This window comes from Vibrio gigantis (assembly GCF_024347515.1).
Classification (GTDB): Bacteria; Pseudomonadota; Gammaproteobacteria; order Enterobacterales; family Vibrionaceae; genus Vibrio; species Vibrio gigantis.
The window spans coordinates 2,594,822-2,615,274 of the sequence record NZ_AP025492.1 but is presented as its reverse complement, the minus strand read 5'-3'; the positions used below and the strand labels follow the sequence as shown (position 1 = coordinate 2,615,274).

The window sequence follows — 20,453 nt, the reverse complement described above, 5'->3', positions numbered from 1 at the left end:
ATCCGGCGATCAAATAGAAACCTGTGAGAGTTTTTGTGGATTATCAAATCATTACCCAATTGAAAGACCTTGAGCGAGTTTGCCAACAAGCACGTGAAGCCGATGTCGTTATGCTTGATACGGAGTTTGTTCGTACAAGAACCTATTACCCTCAATTAGGCTTGATTCAGTTATTTGATGGTGAAACGCTGTCACTGATTGACCCTATTGCTCTTGGTGAAATGACACCATTTGTTGGATTGTTGAAAGACGCTTCTGTTCTGAAAGTGCTACACGCTTGCGGTGAAGATTTGGAAGTGTTCCAAAACACATTTGGCTGCACACCAACACCAATGGTTGATACACAGATCATGGCAGCTTTCTTAGGTCATGGTTTATCAACAGGCTTTGCTGCTCTGGTTTCAGAGTTTGTCGGTGTCGATCTAGATAAAAGTGAATCTCGCACTGACTGGTTGGCGCGTCCGCTTTCTCAAAAGCAACTCGACTACGCGGCTGCAGATGTTCACTACTTAATGCCTATGTACAACAAGCTTCTTGAGAAAGTGATGGAAGCAGGCTGGTGGGAAGCGGCTCAACAAGAGTCTGATTTACAAGTTTCCAAGCGAATCCGTAAAGTAAATCCAGATACGGCTTACCTTGATATTAAAGGGGCATGGCAGCTAAAACCTAAGCAGCTAGCGATCTTACGACCTCTAGCAACGTGGCGTCTAAAAGAAGCTATTAAGCGTGATTTGGCGCTGAACTTTGTCTTCAAAGAGCAAGATTTATGGGCAGTGGCACGTTTCGCAATGAAAGATCCTAAGCACATGGAGCAAGAAGGTTTTGATTACCGCTCTGTACGCCGCCACGGTGCCAAAATCAGCTCAATCGTTAAATTAGCTGAACATACACCAGAAGAAGAGTACCCAGCACCAGTCGAACGTCTAATGGACTTCCCTGGCTACAAGCAGCTGTTCAAAGTGTTGAAAGATGAAGTGAAAACCGCATCCCAACACAGTGGTTTAGCGACGGAATTTTTGGCATCTAAGAAGCAACTTAACCAGGTGTTAAGCTGGGTGTGGAAGCACGATCGTAACCCAGAGAAGCTACCTGATGTTATGCAAGGCTGGCGTTTAGATGTGGTTGGCGAAAAACTGAGTAAAGCAATCAAATAACCGCTCGCTGCTATAAAATCTAACTTAGTTGTAGCTATAAACTGCAGACACAAAAAAGAGAGCCTAGGCTCTCTTTTTTATTCAATCAACATACCAAATCGCGAGACTACTTATCGTCTTCTGGTAGCTTAACGTTCAGCTCTAATACTGAAATATCGTCATCTTTGTGTTCGAAAGTAAGATCAACCATTGATGGGTCTACCTCAACGTACTTTGCAATACACTTCAAGATGTCTTCTTTCAGTTGCGGTAAGTACGATGGAGCAGGGTCGTCATGACTGCGGCGCTCAGCAACAATGATCTGCAAACGCTCTTTGGCTAGGTTTGCGGTCGTCTTTTTCTGTGGTCTGAAAAACTCTAGTAATGACATTGCGTATTAGCCTCCGAACAGTCTTTTGAAGATGCCTTTCTTCTGTTCCGTTAAGAAACGGAAGTCCACTTGGCTACCTAGTAGTCGCTCTACAGTATCATTGTAAGCCATACCTGCGTCGGTTGCTTCGTCAAAGATAACTGGAACACCCTTGTTCGATGCGTTCAGTACCGCTTGGCTTTCTGGAATCACGCCCAGTAGAGAGATGTGTAGGATCTCTTCAACGTCTTCAACACTTAGCATCTCACCTTGAGTTACACGTGCTGGGTTGTAGCGAGTCAGTAGAAGGTGAGTCTTCACAGGCTCCAAGCCGTCTTCAGAACGACGAGATTTAGAGTCAAGAATACCTAGAATACGGTCTGAGTCGCGTACAGAAGATACTTCTGGGTTAGTCGTTACAATCGCTTCATCAGCAAAGTACAACGCCATTAGAGCGCCTTGCTCTATGCCTGCAGGGGAATCACAGATGATGAAATCAAAGCCCATTTCATCCAGTTCATCAAATACACGACGAACACCATCTTTGGTTAGTGCGTCTTTATCACGAGTTTGAGAAGCAGGAAGAATGAACAAGTTTTCTGTGCGCTTGTCTTTGATCATCGCTTGGTTCAGCGTTGCTTCACCATTGATAACGTTAACGAAATCGTAAACAACACGACGCTCACAACCCATGATTAAATCTAGGTTACGCAGACCGATATCAAAGTCGATAACTGCGGTTTTTTTCCCTTTTAAAGCCAGACCCGAGGCAATAGCTGCACTAGAGGTCGTTTTGCCTACCCCGCCTTTACCTGACGTTACAACGATAATGCGTGCCATTCTGTTTTCCTTTTATTTCTCTTATATTGCGAGGACGTCAACGTGTAATACATCGTTTGCCATACTGAACATGGTTTTCTTCTGCCAGTACTCGCTTTCAATTTGATCGCTGAGCCAGTAATTTCCCGCAATGGATACCAGCTCGGCTTGTAAATCATTACAAATTATTTTTGCTTCAGTTTGACCACTTGCACCGGCAATTGCGCGGCCGCGTAGTGTGCCATGAATATGGATGCTGCCATCGGCAATCACTTCCGCGCCTGCACTCACATGGCTGAGAATCAATAGATCGCCATCTTTCGCATAAACCTGCTGACCAGAACGAATAGGGGTTCTAATCACTTTAATCGGCGCCATCTTGGCTGGTGCTTGTGACGGAGATTTACTTGCCGTCATGACAGCAAAACCGGCTTCTTTCGCTAGATTTTGCATACGTTTATCTGAACAGCCAGCCACGCCAACCGGAATCATACCCGCTTGAGAGATACCATTTTTCAGTTGCACAAAATCGATATCGCCTGCGACTTTGCTGATGTTGATAACAACAGGAGCTGCAGCGAAAAACGTGGGTGCTTGGTCTACTTTCTCTTGAAGAAAAGAGACTGCATTTTCGACTTGATCATCGGATAAGTGCAAAACAGATAGCGTAAAGCTGCTACCTTTTAGATCTGGGTTACTAGACATCGAAAAACTACAGGACCTCAATAGCGAATTGGTACAATTTCTTTATTAATAAAATAAAGGGCATTGCCTGAAACTAGGTTTATCATGTTATATTCCCAGACCAAGCACAGCAAGTAATCTTGTTGTCAAATGAACGTTTTGTTCCCAATATTTCCCTAACATAAACTATTGATCTCGCAAGTGAGAGTTTTGTAGTCATAAACATTTAAAAAGGTTTGTCATGCTGTGTTCTATATATAAAAGCTCAAAGAAAGAAGGAACATACCTTTATATTCCAAAGAAGGATGATTTTTCACAAGTTCCTGACGCATTGATGCAAATGTTTGGTAAACCTAGTTTTGTAATGGTAATTAAAATGGATGGCCGTAAACTGGCTCAAGTAAACATCGAAAAAGTGAAAGAATCACTGAATACCGATGGTTTCTTTTTGCAAGTTCCGCCACCACCAGTTAACGAACTTGAACTTCATAAAGAGCGTAAAGCTCAACAGAAATCTGAAGACGAAGAGTGATAGCCACCTCAATTCAAGGAGGAGTGATCGTTGAGTAAATTTTCGAAAAGCATATTGGCGGTGTCGGCATTACTTTTAGGTAATAGCTTGGCCATTGGCTCAGTACACGCTCAAGAACTGAGTTTCGAGCAATATGTAGAAAAACTAAAGCAACAAGGCCGTGAAGAAGGCATCTCTGAAGCGATCATTGATGAAGCCTTTGATGGTGTGACGTTTAAACCAAGAGCGGTCAAAGCGGATAAAAACCAACCGGAGAAAAAGCTGACTCTGGATGAATACATTCCACGAGCGGTACCAGATTGGAAAGTGAAGCAAGCAAGGTCACTTTATAAGAAGCATTATACAGCGTTAAAACGTATTGGTGATGAATATGGCGTTCAGCCGCGATTCATTGTCGCGCTATGGGGTGTTGAGAGTAACTTCGGTAAGTTCACCGGTAATTACAGCGTAATCGACGCTTTAACGACCATGGCTTACGAAGGGCGCAGAGAGGCGTTTTTCCGCAGCGAAGCGATGGCGGCGTTAACCATTCTTGACCAAGGCCATATCACACCTAAAGAGATGAAAGGCTCTTGGGCTGGTGCAATGGGTCAGCCTCAGTTTATGCCGAGCTCATTCTTAGCGTATGCCGCAGATGGTAATGGCGATGGTAAGAAAGATATCTGGGGTACTGAAGAAGATGTATTTGCCTCGGCGGCGAATTATCTGAGTCAATCTGGTTGGGATGACAAGTACACTTGGGGCCGTCAGGTTCACGTACCATCAACGGTGTCTATTGATTTGCAAGGTCGATCTGAAGACAAAGCGAAATACCTAAAAGAGTGGTCTGAACTAGGTATCAAGCGTTATGACGATCGCCCATTGCCAAACCTCAATGAAGACATTAAAGCTTGGTTAATCATGCCAGATGACGAAGCGGGTCGTTCTTACCTCGTTTACAACAACTACAATGTATTAATGAAGTGGAATCGTTCTTACTACTTTGCTTTGGCAGTCAGCCATCTAGCAGACAGAATCAAGTTTGATTAGTAGACTGAATTTTATTAATTGGTATGGCTCGCTTTGATAGCATTTGGCCTACCATAGGCAGAACGAACTAAAGGACTCTTCGGAGTCCTTTTTGTTTTATTTAATTTTATATTTCAGAGATTTTAAAGGTGGTCTTGTGCTAACAGATAGAGCCGCGCAGATGGTGATATTCCATGCGCTGATCAAGCATGAAGGTTTTACCAGTGCTGCGAAAAGCTTGAACGTTTCGGTGTCTCATATCAGTAAACAAGTTGCTTTGCTTGAAGACTCTATTGGTATCAAGTTGGTACAACGAACCACACGTAGCCTCACGCTAACGGAAGCGGGGGAAGTGTTCTATAAGCACTGTGAGCAACTGTTTAACACGGTAAAAGCGGCTCAAATGGATATGGACAGCCAGCGTGATGATATCTCTGGAATATTGCGCGTTGGATTGTCGCAGTCATTTGGCACCTTGCATATTATTCCGGCGATTGATGAGCTCAGACAGCTTTACCCTCAGTTGAGAATCGAGGTGCACTTGTTCGACTACAAAGTGGATATGATTGAAGAGCGCTTGGATCTCTGGATCACCAATAATGAAGACTTGCCTGAAGGTTACATTGCGCAGCGATTAGCAGATAGTCAGTTTGTGGTGGCCGCATCACCGGATTATTTGATTAAGGCTGGGACCCCGCACGTACCGTCGGATCTGATTGACCACAACTGTCTTATCTATCGTAGCCGAGAACGGGACTACACATCGTGGGCGTTTGATAACGGGCAAGAAAACCTCAGCGTCAAAGTGGCAGGCGATTACTCAGTCGATTTAGCTGAGGCAGTACGAGACGCGGCTGTATCAGGGTGGGGCGTTGCTTATCTGGCGACTTACTTAGTTAAAGAAGAGTTTAGAACGGGCAAATTAATTCAAGTATTGCCTGAATGGCGAGCTAGCCAATTAATGCCATTTTATGCCGTGTATCCGAGTAGAAAGAACATGCCGAAGAAGCTTTCTGCGGTGATTGAGTTCATTAAAGATCATATCGGATCGCCGACGTACTGGGACAAAAACCTCAAAACGTGCGTGGAACTGCATCGTTAACTGTTTCCAAACCTATAAATATAATTTCCATATGGAAAAAGTATGCTTTTTAATCAAAGTTATTGGTTAAAATTCAACAGCTTAATTTATATCACTGCTTAAAGATGATTACCCCAACATCGCGTTAACAACCGAGACTTGCCGCAAACGATTTCCTCTATAGAATGCGTCGCCTTTCCTATCTACAACTTTTAGGTTGACGCACATGGCTTCCCTACTTGGAATTATCACTATTTTAGTTGCCGCTTGGTTACTATCTACGGACAGAAAAAATATTCCATTAAGAACAGTCTCTTTGGCTTTCTTATTACAAATCTCATTCGCGCTATTGGTTCTGTATGTACCAATGGGTAAAGAAGCGTTGAATGCAGCTACAGGTGCGGTATCTAGCTTGATCAACTACGGTCAAGAAGGGATTAACTTCCTATTTGGTGGCCTAACGAATAACGGATTTGTTTTCGCGATTAATGTTTTAGGCATCATTATCTTTTTCTCTGCATTGATCTCTGGTTTGTACCACATCGGCTTTATGCCAAAGGTGATCAACCTTATTGGTGGTGCTCTACAAAAATTCTTGGGCACAGGTCGTGCGGAATCACTGTCTGCGACTGCGAATATCTTTGTGGGCATGATTGAAGCGCCATTGGTGGTTAAACCTTATCTAAAGCATATGACGGATTCACAATTGTTTGCTGTGATGGTGTGTGGTTTGGCATCTGTAGCGGGTGGCACGCTGGTGGGTTATGCGTCACTAGGTGTAGACCTAAACTACCTGATTGCAGCTGCATTCATGTCAGCACCAGCTGGTCTATTGATGGCAAAAATCCTAGTACCTGGTAGCCCAGATGACGCACAAGAAAACATTGAATCTGATGTTGAAATTCCACGAGCAACAAACGTAGTTGAGGCAATGGCAGATGGGGCTATGTCTGGACTTCGTATTGCCGTTGCGGTGGGTGCGACACTTCTCGCCTTTATCAGTGTGATTGCGATGCTGAATGGCTTATTAGGTATTGTTGGTGGCTGGTTCGGCGTAAACCTAAGCTTCGAACTTATCCTAGGTTATGTGTTCGCACCCGTTGCATGGCTGATCGGTGTGCCATGGTCTGAGGCTGTTGTTGCAGGCTCGCTGATCGGTAACAAGATCGTTGTGAACGAGTTTGTGGCTTTTATCCAGTTAATGGACGTAAAAGACGCACTGAGTGAGCACTCAAAAGCGATCGTTACTTTTGCACTATGTGGTTTTGCCAACATCTCTACAATGGCCATTCTGATTGGTGGTCTGGGTAGCTTAGTTCCAGAGCGTCGTTCTTTCATCTCACAATACGGCTTTAAAGCGATTTGTGCGGGTGTACTTGCCAACTTAATGAGCGCAGCGATTGCTGGCGTGGTGCTTTCTCTTTAAGCCCCTCCTCGTTAATTGATAAGTGTTTTCTAGCTGGGTTCTAAGTACCCAGTTAGATCTTTAATACTGTGCTGCCCATTAGTAAAGTGACTGATTAATCACAATAATATTCGGTTAGTGTGATAAAGAGATCCTATAGTGTAATGACGTAGTTTTTCTTATTCAGTTAATAAGTTTGTACCACAGGGTGTGGTGCAAACCTTTTAGGGGCACAAATGGATTTGTCGATTACTTCATCCTTGGCGTTAATTGGGCTGCTGTCTTTAACGTGTCAATTGTTAGGTTGGCGCTTACGTCTTCCTGCTATTCTTCCTCTCCTTATCGTCGGCCTGTTGTTAGGTCCTGGCCTGAATATCCTGAATCCCGATGCTATTTTCGGTGATGTTCTGTTTCCTATGATTTCACTAGGTGTCGCCATCATTCTGTTTGAAGGGGCGTTAACCCTGAATTTTAAGGAAATCAGAGGTCATGGTCGCATGGTGACTCACCTTGTGAGTTTCGGCATGTTAATTACGTGGGCGTGCATTGTTGTTGGTGCTTACTACTTTGTTAACTTCAGTTGGCCATTAGCGGCGCTATTCGGTGCCTTGGTAGTGGTGACAGGGCCGACGGTGATTGTGCCCATGCTGCGTAGTATTCAGCCCAAGGCTTCTCTTGGCAGCATTTTGCGATGGGAAGGGATTGTGATTGATCCCATTGGCGCTCTGTTTGCAGTCCTTGTTTACGAATACATTGTCTCTTCAGCCGACCCTACAGGACATGTACTGTTAGCTCTAGGATTAACCTTAGCCATTGGTTTAGGCTTAGGGATTATCGGTGGCCATTTGATTGCCAAGATGCTGCAAGGGCATTGGGTGCCTCACTATCTACGTAATGTGGCGGTGCTGACGTTAATGTTGGCGGCGTTCTCGTTCTCTAATGATTTGAGTGAAGAGTCAGGCTTGTTAACGGTGACCATCATGGGGATCTGGCTTGCTAATGTGAAGGGCTTGGACATCGAAGACATCATCGAATTCAAAGAAACTCTTACCGTACTACTCATTTCTGCGTTGTTTATTTTGCTAGCCAGCCGACTCGATTCGGGAACCTTTCTCTCGATAGGTTGGGGTGGGGTTGGTCTGTTAGCGGTAGTGATGCTAGTGGCGCGCCCTTTAAGTGTGTGGATCAGCGGGATCGGCACAAATCTTACCTCTGCGGATAAGTGGTTTCTGAGCTGGATGGCACCGCGCGGGATCGTTGCAGCCGCGGTTTCTTCTCTGTTTGCAATCAAGCTTCAAGAGAAGCAATTAATTGAAGGTGCGGATTTACTGGTGCCAATGGTGTTCTTGGTCATTATCGGCACGGTTGTTATTCAAAGTTTAACCGCAAGCTGGTGGGCGAGAAGGTTAGGTGTGACTCAAGAGAAAGCACAAGGGGTGATCTTTTTTGGCGCGACTCACTTTGCTAGGCAGTTTGCCAAGGTACTCGCGACTCACAATATCAATAGTGTGCTTGCCGATACCAACTGGGAAAGCATTCGCTTGGCTCGTATGGAGAGTTTGAATGTCTATTTTGGTAACCCAGCCTCAAGCCATGCGGAAAACAATTTGGAATTGGATGGGATAGGGCGTGCAATGATCGTCTCGCCTTATCGTCAAACCAACCCGTTAGTCAGCATGCACTACCAAGATGAATTTGGTGCCAATAAGGTGTTTGAGCTTGAATCGTCAGAGACTAAGCATGAAAGGCATCAAGTGAGCCGCGATGGCAACCGAAGTCTGTTTTCGGAAGGGGTTACTTACTCCAAGCTTAATTCGTTAATGGCTCAAGGCAGTCAAATTAAGAGCACAGGGCTAACAGAGGCATTTGATCTGAATGAGTTTAATGCGCTGTACCCGAAAGCGATTCCTCTTGGGGTGATTTCTGGTGGTGATTTCCGATTAATAACACAAGGTTCCGATTTGGAAAAACTGATATCAACGGAGTGCGAGATCATCAGTTTGTTGCCGCCGTCAGAGCAGGTCGAGACTCCAGATAAGTAGCAAGTATTCTTTATCAAAAAAGCCGCAACGTTCTTCACGTTGCGGCTTTCTAATTCTATTTGTACTGTCGGTCGCAGATTATTTGGAGTGAAATTGCTCACAAGCGATCATTGTGTTCTCGATTAGGCTCGCCACTGTCATTGGGCCAACACCGCCCGGTACTGGCGTGATGAAGCTTGCGCTCTCTTTCGCTACGTCGTATTCGACGTCACCCACTAGCTTGCCAGATTCTAAACGGTTGATACCAACATCGACCACAACGGCACCTTTCTTAATCCAAGCACCTGGAATGAAGTTAGGCTTACCAACGGCAACCACAACAACGTCTGCTTGACGTACGTGGCCTTCAAGGTCTTTGGTGAAGCGGTGACACGTTGTCGTTGTACAACCTGCTAGAAGCAATTCTAGGGTCATTGGACGGCCCACGATGTTTGAAGCGCCAACCACAACCGCGTGCTTACCACGTAAGTCGATGTTGTAACGGTCAAGCAGCGTGATGATACCTTTTGGCGTGCAAGAGCGAAGCTTAGGCATACGCTGAGCCAAACGGCCGACATTGTATGGGTGGAAGCCATCAACGTCTTTCTCTGGCGTGATACGCTCAAGAACGTGAGTGCTATCAATGCCAGCAGGTAGAGGCAGTTGAACCAGAATACCGTCGATCTCTGGGTCTTGGTTCAGTTGGTCTACTAATGTTAACAGTTCATCTTCTGTCGCAGTGGCTGGCAAATCGTAAGATTTAGATACGAAGCCAACTTCTTCACATGCTTTACGTTTACTTCCAACGTAAACCTGAGAAGCAGGGTCTTCACCCACTAAAACAACCGCTAGGCCCGGAGCGCGTAATCCAGCTTCAGTACGAGCTTTTACACGTGCAGCAACTTCAGAGCGAACCGTTTGAGAAATTAGCTTTCCATCAATATTTTGAGCAGTCATGAATTTCCTTAGTATTGATATTCAAGTTAGTGGCTGATGTTTTTGGCGCATTATTCCAGAAAATCTTTTTGATTACCATCAAGCAAACGTTTGCTTTGTTCTATTTTCCAACACTTATATGTTTGTTGCCCTTTTTTTACTCACTTAGATCAGAATGTTACATAAAGCCGTTGCTTTACTGATTCGAATTCGTATAATTCGTTCCTGTAGCGCGCCCTTAGCTCAGCTGGATAGAGCACCTCCCTTCTAAGGAGGTGGTCGAAGGTTCGAATCCTTCAGGGCGTGCCATTATTTAAAGAAACCCGATAACTCTCCGAGTTGTCGGGTTTTTTGCTTTCCTACCATAATAAAAATACTCTTGTTAAAGCGCCACTCATTTTCCTACGTTATTCATTTCATTCGGCTCATGTAATAGAAAGTTAAAATTGTTCGTTTTTTGGGGTTTACATCATTTGGTAATAAAGCCACTATGAATTCACGAAGAATAGACAAGTAAAGCTATTAGCCAGCCGGTTTAGGAATCAAACCTTCTGCTCAATAGCTGATTTAGAGGAAGTAATGGCAGGAAACAGTATCGGACAACATTTCCGCGTGACCACGTTCGGAGAAAGTCACGGTATCGCACTAGGATGTATCGTAGATGGGTGCCCACCAGGATTAGAAATTACCGAAGCAGACCTTCAAAGAGATTTGGATCGTCGTCGCCCTGGTACTTCACGTTATACAACGGCTCGCCGTGAAGCCGATGAAGTAAAGATTTTATCAGGTGTATTTGAAGGCCAAACTACGGGTACTTCTATTGGTCTATTGATCGAAAATACAGACCAACGCTCTAAAGACTATTCCGAAATTAAAGACAAGTTCCGTCCTGGACACGCTGACTATACGTACCATCAAAAGTACGGTGTGCGTGATTACCGTGGTGGTGGTCGTTCTTCAGCTCGTGAAACTGCAATGCGTGTTGCTGCGGGTGCTATTGCGAAGAAATACCTAAAACAAGAATTTGGTGTTGAAATCCAAGCATACCTTTCTCAAATGGGTGATATCTCAATTGATAAAGTCGATTGGAACGAGATCGAAAACAACGCTTTTTTCTGTCCAGATGCCGACAAAGTGCCTGAATTCGACCAACTGATTCGTGACTTGCTAAAAGAAGGCAACTCGATCGGTGCGAAGATTCAAGTGGTTGCGACTAAAGTGCCTGTAGGCCTTGGTGAGCCAATCTTTGATCGTTTAGATGCTGATATTGCTCATGCTCTAATGAGCATCAACGCGGTGAAAGGTGTTGAGATTGGTGATGGCTTTGATGTCGTTAATCAGCGTGGTAGTGAACATCGTGATCCATTAACTCCGGAAGGTTTCACTAGCAACCATGCTGGCGGTATCTTAGGTGGTATTTCTACGGGCCAAGATATTGTGGCAAGCATTGCGCTTAAACCAACATCAAGCATCACGGTTCCTGGTGACACGATTACTAAAGACGGTGAAGCAACACAGCTAATCACGAAAGGTCGTCACGATCCATGTGTTGGTATTCGTGCGGTGCCAATTGCAGAAGCTATGCTAGCGATTGTTCTACTCGATCACCTATTACGCCATCGTGGTCAGAACCATGGCGTGACCACGAGTACTCCTCAAATCTAACGATTGAGTGAATGAAAAAAGGGTTGCTTCCTGTTGGAGCAACCCTTTTTGTTTTCTAGTGGTATTTAATGCACGGAGCTTTCAGGATCAAGCTGGAATGAAGGCAAGCGCCACTTGAATCTCACCGCTGCCATGCGCAGCAAGTAGCCGACCACAAGCGTCACAATCGTTGCGGTTACGTCGTTAATGCCAAGCTCAAGCAAACCTAGGTACAAACCTGAAGCAACAAGTGCGACAGACGCATACAGTTCCTCATGCAACACCAATGGTGTTTGACGACAGATAAGATCGCGCAGCAAACCACCAAACACGCCAGTCACTAGTGCCGACACCATGCAAATCATTGGGTGGAGACCCATTGTCATCGCTACTTTAGTACCAATGATGCTGAACACGATAAGCCCTAGAGCATCCAAACGAATGAATAAGCCTTTGAGTTTGATTACCCACTTAGCCAGACCCGTTGTGATAACACCTGCGATACAGGTGATCGCAAGATACTGTGGGTTTTCAACCCAGCCTAAAGGGTAGTGGCCAAGTAAGATATCTCGTACTGTACCACCGCCAATTGCCGTTGCACTCGCAACCAACATTACACCAAACCAATCCATTTTTTGTTTGCCAGCACTGAGAGCGCCGGTCATGGCTTCTGCCGTGATGCCAATGATATACAAAACACTTAGTAGCATTGCTGTAGCTCTATAATATAGGTCTATAAATTGGAGTCTTATAGGCCTTAGGGATATAAAAATGAAGCGCGAGTGTAGTAGTAAAAACGCCAATTGACGAATGAATATTTGTACCGTGAATAAGCGTTTCAGATTAGCTAAACTAATCACTCACCTTAAAGTGGTGTAATCTGGGAACAGCAATCGATTGTCACAGTAAAGTATTAGGATGAACCTAATGTCATTGCCCATGATAGGGCTTTACCAAGCGCTTAAAAAAACGCAAAATGCCCGAGTTCTTTTTACTTAAATTTGATTTTATGACGCACCAATACCCAGACATCATCGATATTTTCAATCAAACCTTTTTCGAGAGCTACAATACCAAGCTTGAACTGGGGGCTGATGAGCCGATTTACCTGCCAGCCGATGAACAGGTTTCTCATCACCGTATCGTATTCGCTCGCGGCTTTTATGCGTCTGCACTTCACGAAATAGCACATTGGTGTGTGGCTGGTTCTGAGCGTCGTTTGTTGGAAGATTTTGGCTATTGGTATGAGCCTGATGGTCGAACTGAGTCGGTTCAAGCTGAGTTCGAAAAAGTAGAAATTCGCCCACAAGCGTATGAATGGATCATTGCGATGAGTGCGGGCTTTCCTTTTAATGTTAGCTGTGACAATCTACACGGCGATTTTGAGCCAGATCGTTTGGCTTTTATGAATAAAGTACACAGCGAAGTCATGGGTATCTTTGAAGTTGGTCTTCCGCCTCGCGTGAAAATGCTCTCTGAAGCATTACGCAGCTTCTACGATGTTGAACCTTTATGTACTAGCCAATTTATTGTGAAATAAGAGAATATTATGATTATCGAATTTGAAGAAAAACTACTTGAAGTAATTGATGCTCGCATTGAAAACGCATCAGACGATGAATTGTTTGCTGGTGGTTACTTACGTGGTCATATTTCTCTTTCTGTGGCTTCATGTGAAGAAGAAGGCATTGAAGATGTAGCAGAAGTAAAAGCTCGCATTGAAAAGAGCCTAGACGACGCTCGCTCTGAACTAACGCCAGCAGACCGCACTATTGTTAATGACCTTTGGGTTGAGCTACAAAGCCAAGCTTAATTTCGATACATTGATATTATCCGCTCAGTCCTTTCCTTTCCATCTAGCTGAGCGAATTGTTATTTGAGACTCGTTCGAAATTTTTGAATGAGTCCGTTCATTTCTTGTGATGGTTACATTTTCTGACTACGTTATTCTAATCCCACTTAACGGAATTACAGAAAAGGTCACATCATGAAAGTTATCGCATTTGGCGCAAGCACAAGCTCTACCTCAATCAACAAAACACTAGCAACTTACGCAGCAAACTTGATTGAAGGTGCTGACGTAAAAGTCCTAGACATCAACGATTACAATGTTCCTATGTTCAGTGAAGACACTGAAAAAGAGATTGGCCAAGCGGAAGGCGCTCAAGCATTCTTGCGTGACCTAGCAGAAGCGGACGCATTTGTTATCTCGTTTGCAGAACACAACGGTCACTATCCTGCAGCGTACAAAAACCTATTTGATTGGGCGACACGTATTGAACGCTCAGTATTTGGCGAGAAGCCTGCGGTTTACCTAGCGACTTCTCCGGGCCCTGGTGGTGCTCAAATGGTACTTGGTGCAGCAACAGGTTCAGCGCCATACTTCGGTGGCAACGTACAAGCGTCAGTTTCAGTACCAAGCTTCTACGATAACTTTGACTTTGAGTCCGGCTCTATCAGCAACGAAGAGATTGCTCTGCAGATCAAAGATGCGGTTGCTAAGCTGTAAACATCGTTCAATTTAGAACATCAGTTTAGAACCACACGATCAAAAAAAGCCCGAGGGACATAACGTCGCTCGGGCTTTTTAGCTTTTAGTTTCAGGTACTTCCAATATTCAGATGTTTTAGATGTTCAGAATAGTTGAACTAGAAACTACTGGTTTGTTTTTGAGTGTTTATCTGCAACCCAGCCAGCGGTTAATGCTTTACCTTTACGTAGTCTGCGAACCCACATTCTGCTGGGGTGGATGGCTTCTAGTACATCGACAGGTAAAGGCAGTGGATCTCCACAAATTTGTGATGCTAAAACCTCAGCCAGTAATGGCGCGGAGCTCAAGCCACGTGAGCCTAAACCGATAAAACAGTATAGGTTAGGGAAGCTTGTTACCGTTTCAACATCCTCAACCGAGTCACGCTGAGGGTTAAAGTTATGCAGGTTCTGGTACTGCTCTTTAATGGCTTCAAAGTCGCCAACGTTGCCGACAAACGGAAGGTGATCGCGGCTTACGCTACGAATGCCTTGGCGCGCTAGGTTGCCACTGGTATCGACCTCTTTTGTCCATGTTTGATCTGGCAGTGAGCCATGAAGGCGCTCGCCATTGTGCTTTTGAACCGCAATATCAAACTCTTGGTCAATGTTTGTTTTGTCGTAGTTTGCGCCAATGCAATGGTGTCCATTGTTTGGGTTATGCGGCGTTAGATAGCCATCAAAACACAATACGGTTTTTAGCTTACTGAGATTTTCCGTGGTTGGAATATGGCTCACTTGGCCTTTAACTGGAGTAAGAGGTACGGGTTGAGTTTGTTCAAATTGGGTGAACTTATGCCCGTTCGCAACAATCACTTGGTCATGTTTTGCTCGAACTTCACCTTGCGGCGTATCAATTGTTAGCAACCATTGTTGTTCTTTATCGAGCCACTCTAACTGAGTCACTTGATGTTGATAGTGTGTGCTGACTTGGTTGGTCTCTTCTAACTTGCCAATCAAACCTTGAGTCAGCTGAAGTGGGCTTAACCATCCACCTAGAGGAAAGTAGACACTCTCTTTATCAACAGGCAAACCGATCTTTTCATTTGCTTGCTCTGGCGTTAAACGCTGAATCAGGTCGGTGTGGAAGTTTCCTTCCAACATGCGGTTGAGCTTTTTAGTGGAGCCTTCATCCCACATCAAAATGTTCACGCCACACCAGCTGTGATCGAATTGGATTGACTGAGCCGCTTGATCAATAAATTGTCGAGCAAACAGTAACCCTGGGCCAAACACGCGAGACACGTTCGAGGTCGCTTCACTCAACAATGGGTAAATCGCACCTTGGTTGTTACCGGAGGCATTGCCTGCAGCTTGTGGATGCTCACAATAAAGTGCGATGTTTTTACCACGACGGCTCAGCGTTTTGGCTAACGCCGCACTGGCAACACCACCACCGATGATTGCGATGTCTTGTGAGTTACTATGCTCTGATAGACCGTACCAAGGTTTGATGTTGGTATGAGGATGCTTCTCGCCAAGTCGACCGGCAATCATTTCTCGCTTAGTACCAAAGCCTTTGACCTTTTTCATTTCAAAGCCAGCTTCAATTAAGCCACGGCGAACAAAGCCAGCAGCGGTGAAAGTGGCGCAGCTACAATCTTGCTTAGCTAGCTTGGCCATGCCGTTGAATAGGTTTTGATTCCACATCTCTGGGTTCTTACTTGGAGCAAAACCATCTAAGAACCAAGCATCGACTAAACCTTCATATGGGGTTGGTACGTTAGGCATGCAATCTTTAATATCGCCAAACCACAAATCAAGCGTGATTGCGCCATCACCCAACACAATACGGTGACACTCAGGTAGAGCGATAGGGTAGTGTTGTTGGAGTTGCGTCGCATACTCGGCTAATTCTGGCCACGATTGATGTGCTTTGATGAGATCCTCTTTATTTAAAGGATATTTTTCAAAACTGATGAAATGTAACTCTCTAGTCATCGCTTGTGGGTTATCTTTAATAAAAGCATCGAACCATTGCCAAACCGCAAGAAAGTTCAAACCTGTGCCAAAGCCGGTTTCGGCAATCACAAAACGGCGCTGTTTATGCTCAAGCCAACGTTCTGGAAGGTGGTTTTGCTTTAAAAAGACGTAGCGAGTTTCTTCTAAACCGTTAACATTAGAGAAGTAAACGTCGTCAAATTGGTCTGAAACTGGCGTGCCAGACTCATTCCATTCCAGTTCTGCATTCGTAATTGAAGTCATAAAATCTATCATTTTGTGATTTGAAGCGATATGTTGGTAGGGATTGTACGAATTTCTAGGAAAGCTGACCACTTTTGTTAGGCTTCTTAGTTATCATCTAGCTGAATTTAGAATTATAGGAATGTCACATGAAACGAGTCGTAATCACCGGTATGGGTATTGTTTCAAGTATCGGTAACAACGTCGAAGAAGTTTTAGCATCATTGAAAGAGGGTAAATCTGGTATTACCGCTTCAGAGCAGTTCAAGGAAAATGGCTTGCGCTCTCAAGTATGGGGTAACCTAAAAATGAACCCTGCTGACCATATCGATCGCAAAAAAATGCGCTTTATGGGTGATGCAGCGGCATTCGCTTATCTTTCAATGGAGCAAGCAATTGCTGATTCTGGTTTAACTGAAGATCAAGTATCTAATGACCGCACGGGTATCGTTGCGGGTTCGGGTGGTGCTTCATCTCTAAACCAAGTAAACGCGGTAGACATCATCCGTGAGAAAGGCGTTAAGCGTGTTGGTCCATACATGGTTCCACGTACAATGGCTTCAACGGTTTCTGCTTGTCTAGCAACTCCTTTCAAAATCCGTGGTGTGAACTACTCTATGAGTTCTGCATGTGCAACATCTGCACACTGTATCGGTCACGCAATGGAGCTTATCCAACTTGGTAAGCAAGACGTAGTATTCGCTGGTGGCGGTGAAGAACTTGATTGGTCTCTGACTATGATGTTCGACGCAATGGGCGCACTTTCTACTAAGTACAACGACACTCCTGAACTGGCTTCTCGTACTTACGATGCAGACCGTGACGGTTTCGTTATTTCTGGTGGCGGCGGCATGCTAGTAATCGAAGAGCTTGAGCACGCAGTTGCTCGTGGCGCAAAGATCTACGGTGAGATCGTAGGTTACGGCGCAACTTCAGATGGCTACGACATGGTTGCTCCTTCTGGTGAAGGCGCGGTTCGTTGTATGAAAATGGCTATGCAAAACGTTGATGGCGTTGACTACGTGAACACTCACGGTACTTCAACTCCAGTTGGTGACGTGAAAGAGCTTGGTGCTATCCAAGAAGTATTTGGTGGTAACAGCCCAGCAATTTCTGCAACTAAAGCGATGACAGGTCACGCTCTAGGTGCTGCTGGTGTACATGAAGCGATTTACTCAACGCTAATGCTAGACAACGGCTTTATCGCTCCAAGCATTAACGTTTCTAACCTAGACGAAGCAGCTGCTGGCCTAGACATCGTAACTGAAGCTCGTGAACAAGAGCTAACAACGGTTATGTCTAACAGCTTTGGTTTCGGCGGTACGAACGCAACGCTAGTCATCAAAAAGTACCAAGCTTAATTCAGGCTTGAGTTAGATATATAAAGGTTAGTCATTAAAGGGTTACGCGAGTGTCGATTCAACACGCACAGGTAACTCGTTAATCATGAACCACAGAACAAAGCTTTTTAAACATGGGTTTTAAATCTCGGTTTAAAAGTTGAAAGGTTTCCAGAGCTTGATCAGTAGTGATTTAGTTACTACTGGTTGAACAGACGCAAGACTCTGTCTCCTGGAGAGCGAGATAGGATCCTTTTGTTCTGGATGTTTGCCCGATTGTTTATTCAATCGGGCATTTTTCGTTTTAGTCTTTTGATTTTTTGCGTGGACTCTTATGTCTGTTGTTTGCGCAGACTCGGCGATTCAGCCCTTTATTCATAATGTATTCCATTTGCTACTCGACACCGTGTGTGGAATTTTGCACAATCATTTCAATTCACATTTAGGTCGATAGACCTCAACAAAAGTACTCGCCAAATGAAAATCTTAATCGACGAAAATATGCCTTATGCTGAAGCGCTTTTTAGCCAGCTAGGGGAAGTGACAATGAAGTCTGGTCGCACACTCACTGCTGACGACCTAGTTGACGTAGACGCATTAATGATTCGCTCAGTCACCAAGGTGAACGAGTCGTTGATCAGCAAAGCTAATAAACTGAAGTTTGTTGGTACTGCGACGGCTGGTATGGATCACGTCGACCAAGAGCTGATGAAAGAGCGTGGGATTTTCTTTACCGCGGCACCAGGCTGTAACAAGGTAGGTGTAGCTGAGTATGTGTTCAGTTCAATGATGGTGCTTGCGCAGCAACAAGGCTTCTCGGTTTTTGACAAAACGGTCGGTATTATCGGTTGTGGTCAAGTGGGCAGCTACCTAGCGAAATGCCTAGAAGGTATCGGTATTAAAGTTCTGCTAAACGACCCTCTAAAACAGCAAGAAGGTGATACTCGCGAATTTACGGAACTTGAGACTCTACTTGAGCAATCTGACGTTATCACGCTGCATACACCAATCACTAAGACGGGTGAGTTCCCAACCCATCATTTGATCAATGAGCAAGTGCTTAGCAACTTACGTGCTGATCAAATCTTGATTAATGCAGCTCGTGGTCCTGTGGTTGATAACCAGGCGCTAAAAGCTCGCTTGCTAAAAGCCGACGGTTTTACTGCGGTTCTTGATGTATTTGAATTTGAACCTGAAGTCGATTTTGAGTTGCTTCCGCTACTCGCTTTTGCAACGCCTCACGTAGCGGGCTACGGTTTAGAGGGCAAAGCGCGCGGTACGACGATGATCTTCAACAGCTATTGTGAGTTTTTAGGTAAGGAACAGCGTGCTTATGCAAGCGATCTTCTGCCGACGGCTCCCGTGCCTCAAATGAAATTAGATAGAGCTTGGGATGAAGCAACACTGCACAATTTGACTCAGTTGATCTATGATGTGCGCAAAGACGACGCCTTATTCCGTCGCAATATCGCTACGCCGGGTTCTTTTGACAAGATGCGTAAAGAATATTGGGACCGCAGAGAGTACAGTGCAGTCGAGTTAACGGGCGACGAATCTTGTAATTTAACGCCGTTATCTAAACTCGGTTTTATGGTAAAGCCAACTTTATAAAAGAGAGAAACAATGAGCCAAGAATTTAATATTGCTATTTTAGGTGCGACTGGTGCGGTTGGTGAAACCATTCTTGAAGTACTTAAAGAGCGTAAATTCCCTGTCGGTGAACTGCACTTACTAGCAAGTGAACGTAGTGAAGGCAAAACTTCCCGTTTTAACGGCAAAACAATACAAGTACAAAACGTAGAAGACTTCGATTGGTCTCAAGTACATATTGCGTTTTTCTCTGCAGGTAGCGAACTTTCAGAGCGTTGGGCTCCAATCGCTGCGGATGAAGGTGTGGTTGTTATCGATAACACATCCCGTTTCCGTTACGAGTACGATGTTCCTCTGGTTGTGCCTGAAGTGAACCCTGAAGCGATTGCTGAGTTCCGTAACCGTAACATCATCGCAAACCCTAATTGTTCTACTATTCAGATGGTAGTAGCACTTAAGCCAATTCACGATGAAGTGGGTCTTGAGCGTATTAACGTTTCCACTTACCAATCTGTGTCTGGTGCAGGTAAGCCTGGTATCGATGAGCTAGCTGGTCAAACGGCTAAGCTTCTTAATGGTATGCCAGCTGAAAATTCAGCATTCTCACAACAGATCGCGTTTAACTGTATTCCTCAAATCGATGAATTTACAGAGAATGGCTACACGCGTGAAGAGATGAAGATGGTTTGGGAAACTCAAAAAATCTTTGCTGATTCTTCAATCACGGTGAACCCGACTTGTGTTCGCGTACCAGTATTCTACGGTCACGCAGAATCTCTACACATTGAAACTCGTGCACCAATCGGTGCTGAGCAAGTGGTTCAGCTTTTAGAAAACACAGAAGGCGTTGAAGTATTCCAAGCGCTAGATTTCCCGACTCAAGTTCGTGATGCAGGCGGTAAAGATCACGTAATGGTTGGCCGTATTCGTAACGACATCAGCCATCACAGCGGCGTGAACATGTGGGTTGTAGCTGATAACGTTCGTAAAGGCGCAGCGACAAACGCAGTACAAATCGCTGAAGTTCTGATTCGCGATTACTTCTAAGCTTTACTGCTTTGATAAACAAGCCTCACTCTTTAGTGGGGCTTTTTTAATCGATTGAAAATATTGTTAGTCAAATTGTGTGAAATTGCTGCGAATATTGTTGCTGCAACACATTTTTTGTTTTCATCTC

General features: G+C 44.7%; 19 protein-coding genes, 1 tRNA gene and 1 pseudogene. 14 read left to right on the top strand and 7 right to left on the bottom strand.

Annotation, left to right across the window (positions count from 1 at the left end; genetic code table 11):
• Positions 1–35 precede the first annotated feature (35 nt).
• Entirely contained in the window at positions 36–1,154 is a 1,119-nt protein-coding gene (rnd, locus tag OCV56_RS11515) for a ribonuclease D (RefSeq protein ID WP_086715384.1), read from the top strand.
• Positions 1,155–1,260: 106 nt separating this feature from the next.
• Here rnd and minE read toward each other — a convergent pair whose 3' ends face one another.
• Genes minE through minC form a run of 3 tightly spaced genes read right to left on the bottom strand, consistent with a single transcriptional unit; the run spans position 1,261 to position 3,027 of the window.
• A complete protein-coding gene (minE, locus tag OCV56_RS11510; RefSeq protein WP_004737949.1) occupies positions 1,261–1,524 on the bottom strand; it encodes a cell division topological specificity factor MinE in 264 nt (87 codons plus the stop codon).
• A gap of 6 nt (positions 1,525–1,530) precedes the next feature.
• Positions 1,531–2,343, bottom strand: coding sequence for a septum site-determining protein MinD (minD, locus tag OCV56_RS11505; protein ID WP_009848498.1), 813 nt, complete (start codon positions 2,341–2,343; stop codon positions 1,531–1,533).
• Between the two features lie 21 nt (positions 2,344–2,364).
• A complete protein-coding gene (minC, locus tag OCV56_RS11500) occupies positions 2,365–3,027 on the bottom strand; it encodes a septum site-determining protein MinC (protein WP_017063419.1) in 663 nt (220 codons plus the stop codon).
• A 220-nt stretch (positions 3,028–3,247) separates the two neighbouring features.
• On the opposite strand from minC, the gene OCV56_RS11495 reads away from it, so the two are divergent.
• The 5 genes from OCV56_RS11495 to OCV56_RS11475 all read left to right on the top strand — a co-directional run bounded on the left by OCV56_RS11495 (position 3,248) and on the right by OCV56_RS11475 (position 9,074).
• A complete protein-coding gene (locus OCV56_RS11495; RefSeq protein WP_086715382.1) occupies positions 3,248–3,538 on the top strand; it encodes a YcgL domain-containing protein in 291 nt (96 codons plus the stop codon).
• 30 nt (positions 3,539–3,568) lie between these two features.
• The gene (locus tag OCV56_RS11490) at positions 3,569–4,567 is read left to right on the top strand and encodes a lytic murein transglycosylase (RefSeq protein ID WP_086715380.1); all 999 of its coding nucleotides are present in this window, start codon (positions 3,569–3,571) and stop codon (positions 4,565–4,567) included.
• A 160-nt stretch (positions 4,568–4,727) separates the two neighbouring features.
• Complete coding sequence (locus tag OCV56_RS11485; protein ID WP_086715378.1) at positions 4,728–5,648, top strand: LysR family transcriptional regulator; 921 nt, start codon at positions 4,728–4,730, stop codon at positions 5,646–5,648.
• Between the two features lie 205 nt (positions 5,649–5,853).
• Positions 5,854–7,053 carry a NupC/NupG family nucleoside CNT transporter gene (locus tag OCV56_RS11480; protein WP_086715376.1) on the top strand — a complete coding sequence of 400 codons (1,200 nt, stop codon included), beginning with the start codon at positions 5,854–5,856 and terminating at the stop codon, positions 7,051–7,053.
• Positions 7,054–7,268: 215 nt separating this feature from the next.
• Positions 7,269–9,074, top strand: coding sequence for a cation:proton antiporter (locus OCV56_RS11475; RefSeq protein ID WP_086715374.1), 1,806 nt, complete (start codon positions 7,269–7,271; stop codon positions 9,072–9,074).
• Positions 9,075–9,152: 78 nt separating this feature from the next.
• Here OCV56_RS11475 and folD read toward each other — a convergent pair whose 3' ends face one another.
• The gene (folD, locus tag OCV56_RS11470) at positions 9,153–10,010 is read right to left on the bottom strand and encodes a bifunctional methylenetetrahydrofolate dehydrogenase/methenyltetrahydrofolate cyclohydrolase FolD (protein WP_017629535.1); all 858 of its coding nucleotides are present in this window, start codon (positions 10,008–10,010) and stop codon (positions 9,153–9,155) included.
• Between the two features lie 211 nt (positions 10,011–10,221).
• Here folD and OCV56_RS11465 point away from each other — a divergent pair.
• Together OCV56_RS11465 and aroC are read left to right on the top strand one after the other, a co-directional pair.
• Positions 10,222–10,298 (top strand) — tRNA-Arg (locus OCV56_RS11465).
• Between the two features lie 270 nt (positions 10,299–10,568).
• Positions 10,569–11,654 carry a chorismate synthase gene (gene aroC, locus OCV56_RS11460; RefSeq protein WP_086715372.1) on the top strand — a complete coding sequence of 362 codons (1,086 nt, stop codon included), beginning with the start codon at positions 10,569–10,571 and terminating at the stop codon, positions 11,652–11,654.
• A 65-nt stretch (positions 11,655–11,719) separates the two neighbouring features.
• Here aroC and OCV56_RS11455 read toward each other — a convergent pair whose 3' ends face one another.
• On the bottom strand, positions 11,720–12,343 hold the full coding sequence (locus tag OCV56_RS11455) for a trimeric intracellular cation channel family protein (RefSeq protein WP_004734183.1): 624 nt from the start codon (positions 12,341–12,343) through the stop codon (positions 11,720–11,722).
• Positions 12,344–12,642: 299 nt separating this feature from the next.
• Between OCV56_RS11455 and OCV56_RS11450 the strand changes: the two genes are divergently transcribed.
• The 3 genes from OCV56_RS11450 to OCV56_RS11440 all read left to right on the top strand — a co-directional run bounded on the left by OCV56_RS11450 (position 12,643) and on the right by OCV56_RS11440 (position 14,142).
• On the top strand, positions 12,643–13,173 hold the full coding sequence (locus tag OCV56_RS11450) for an elongation factor P hydroxylase (protein ID WP_086715396.1): 531 nt from the start codon (positions 12,643–12,645) through the stop codon (positions 13,171–13,173).
• 9 nt (positions 13,174–13,182) lie between these two features.
• Positions 13,183–13,446, top strand: a complete 264-nt coding sequence (locus OCV56_RS11445) for a YfcL family protein (protein WP_086715370.1) — start codon at positions 13,183–13,185, stop codon at positions 13,444–13,446.
• A gap of 174 nt (positions 13,447–13,620) precedes the next feature.
• On the top strand, positions 13,621–14,142 hold the full coding sequence (locus OCV56_RS11440; RefSeq protein ID WP_086715368.1) for an NADPH-dependent FMN reductase: 522 nt from the start codon (positions 13,621–13,623) through the stop codon (positions 14,140–14,142).
• 146 nt (positions 14,143–14,288) lie between these two features.
• On the opposite strand, the gene mnmC is transcribed toward OCV56_RS11440, so the two are convergent.
• Positions 14,289–16,439, bottom strand: a complete 2,151-nt coding sequence (gene mnmC, locus OCV56_RS11435; protein WP_086715366.1) for a bifunctional tRNA (5-methylaminomethyl-2-thiouridine)(34)-methyltransferase MnmD/FAD-dependent 5-carboxymethylaminomethyl-2-thiouridine(34) oxidoreductase MnmC — start codon at positions 16,437–16,439, stop codon at positions 14,289–14,291.
• A 56-nt stretch (positions 16,440–16,495) separates the two neighbouring features.
• Here mnmC and fabB point away from each other — a divergent pair, with 56 nt between their 5' ends.
• The gene (fabB, locus tag OCV56_RS11430) at positions 16,496–17,707 is read left to right on the top strand and encodes a beta-ketoacyl-ACP synthase I (RefSeq protein WP_048660829.1); all 1,212 of its coding nucleotides are present in this window, start codon (positions 16,496–16,498) and stop codon (positions 17,705–17,707) included.
• A 79-nt stretch (positions 17,708–17,786) separates the two neighbouring features.
• Here the strand turns inward: fabB and OCV56_RS26115 are convergent.
• Positions 17,787–18,077: pseudogene (locus OCV56_RS26115) on the bottom strand (hypothetical protein).
• Between the two features lie 86 nt (positions 18,078–18,163).
• Here OCV56_RS26115 and OCV56_RS11425 point away from each other — a divergent pair.
• A complete protein-coding gene (locus OCV56_RS11425) occupies positions 18,164–19,297 on the top strand; it encodes a 4-phosphoerythronate dehydrogenase (RefSeq protein WP_086715364.1) in 1,134 nt (377 codons plus the stop codon).
• 12 nt (positions 19,298–19,309) lie between these two features.
• Positions 19,310–20,323, top strand: a complete 1,014-nt coding sequence (locus tag OCV56_RS11420) for an aspartate-semialdehyde dehydrogenase (RefSeq protein ID WP_010436890.1) — start codon at positions 19,310–19,312, stop codon at positions 20,321–20,323.
• Positions 20,324–20,453 lie beyond the last annotated feature (130 nt).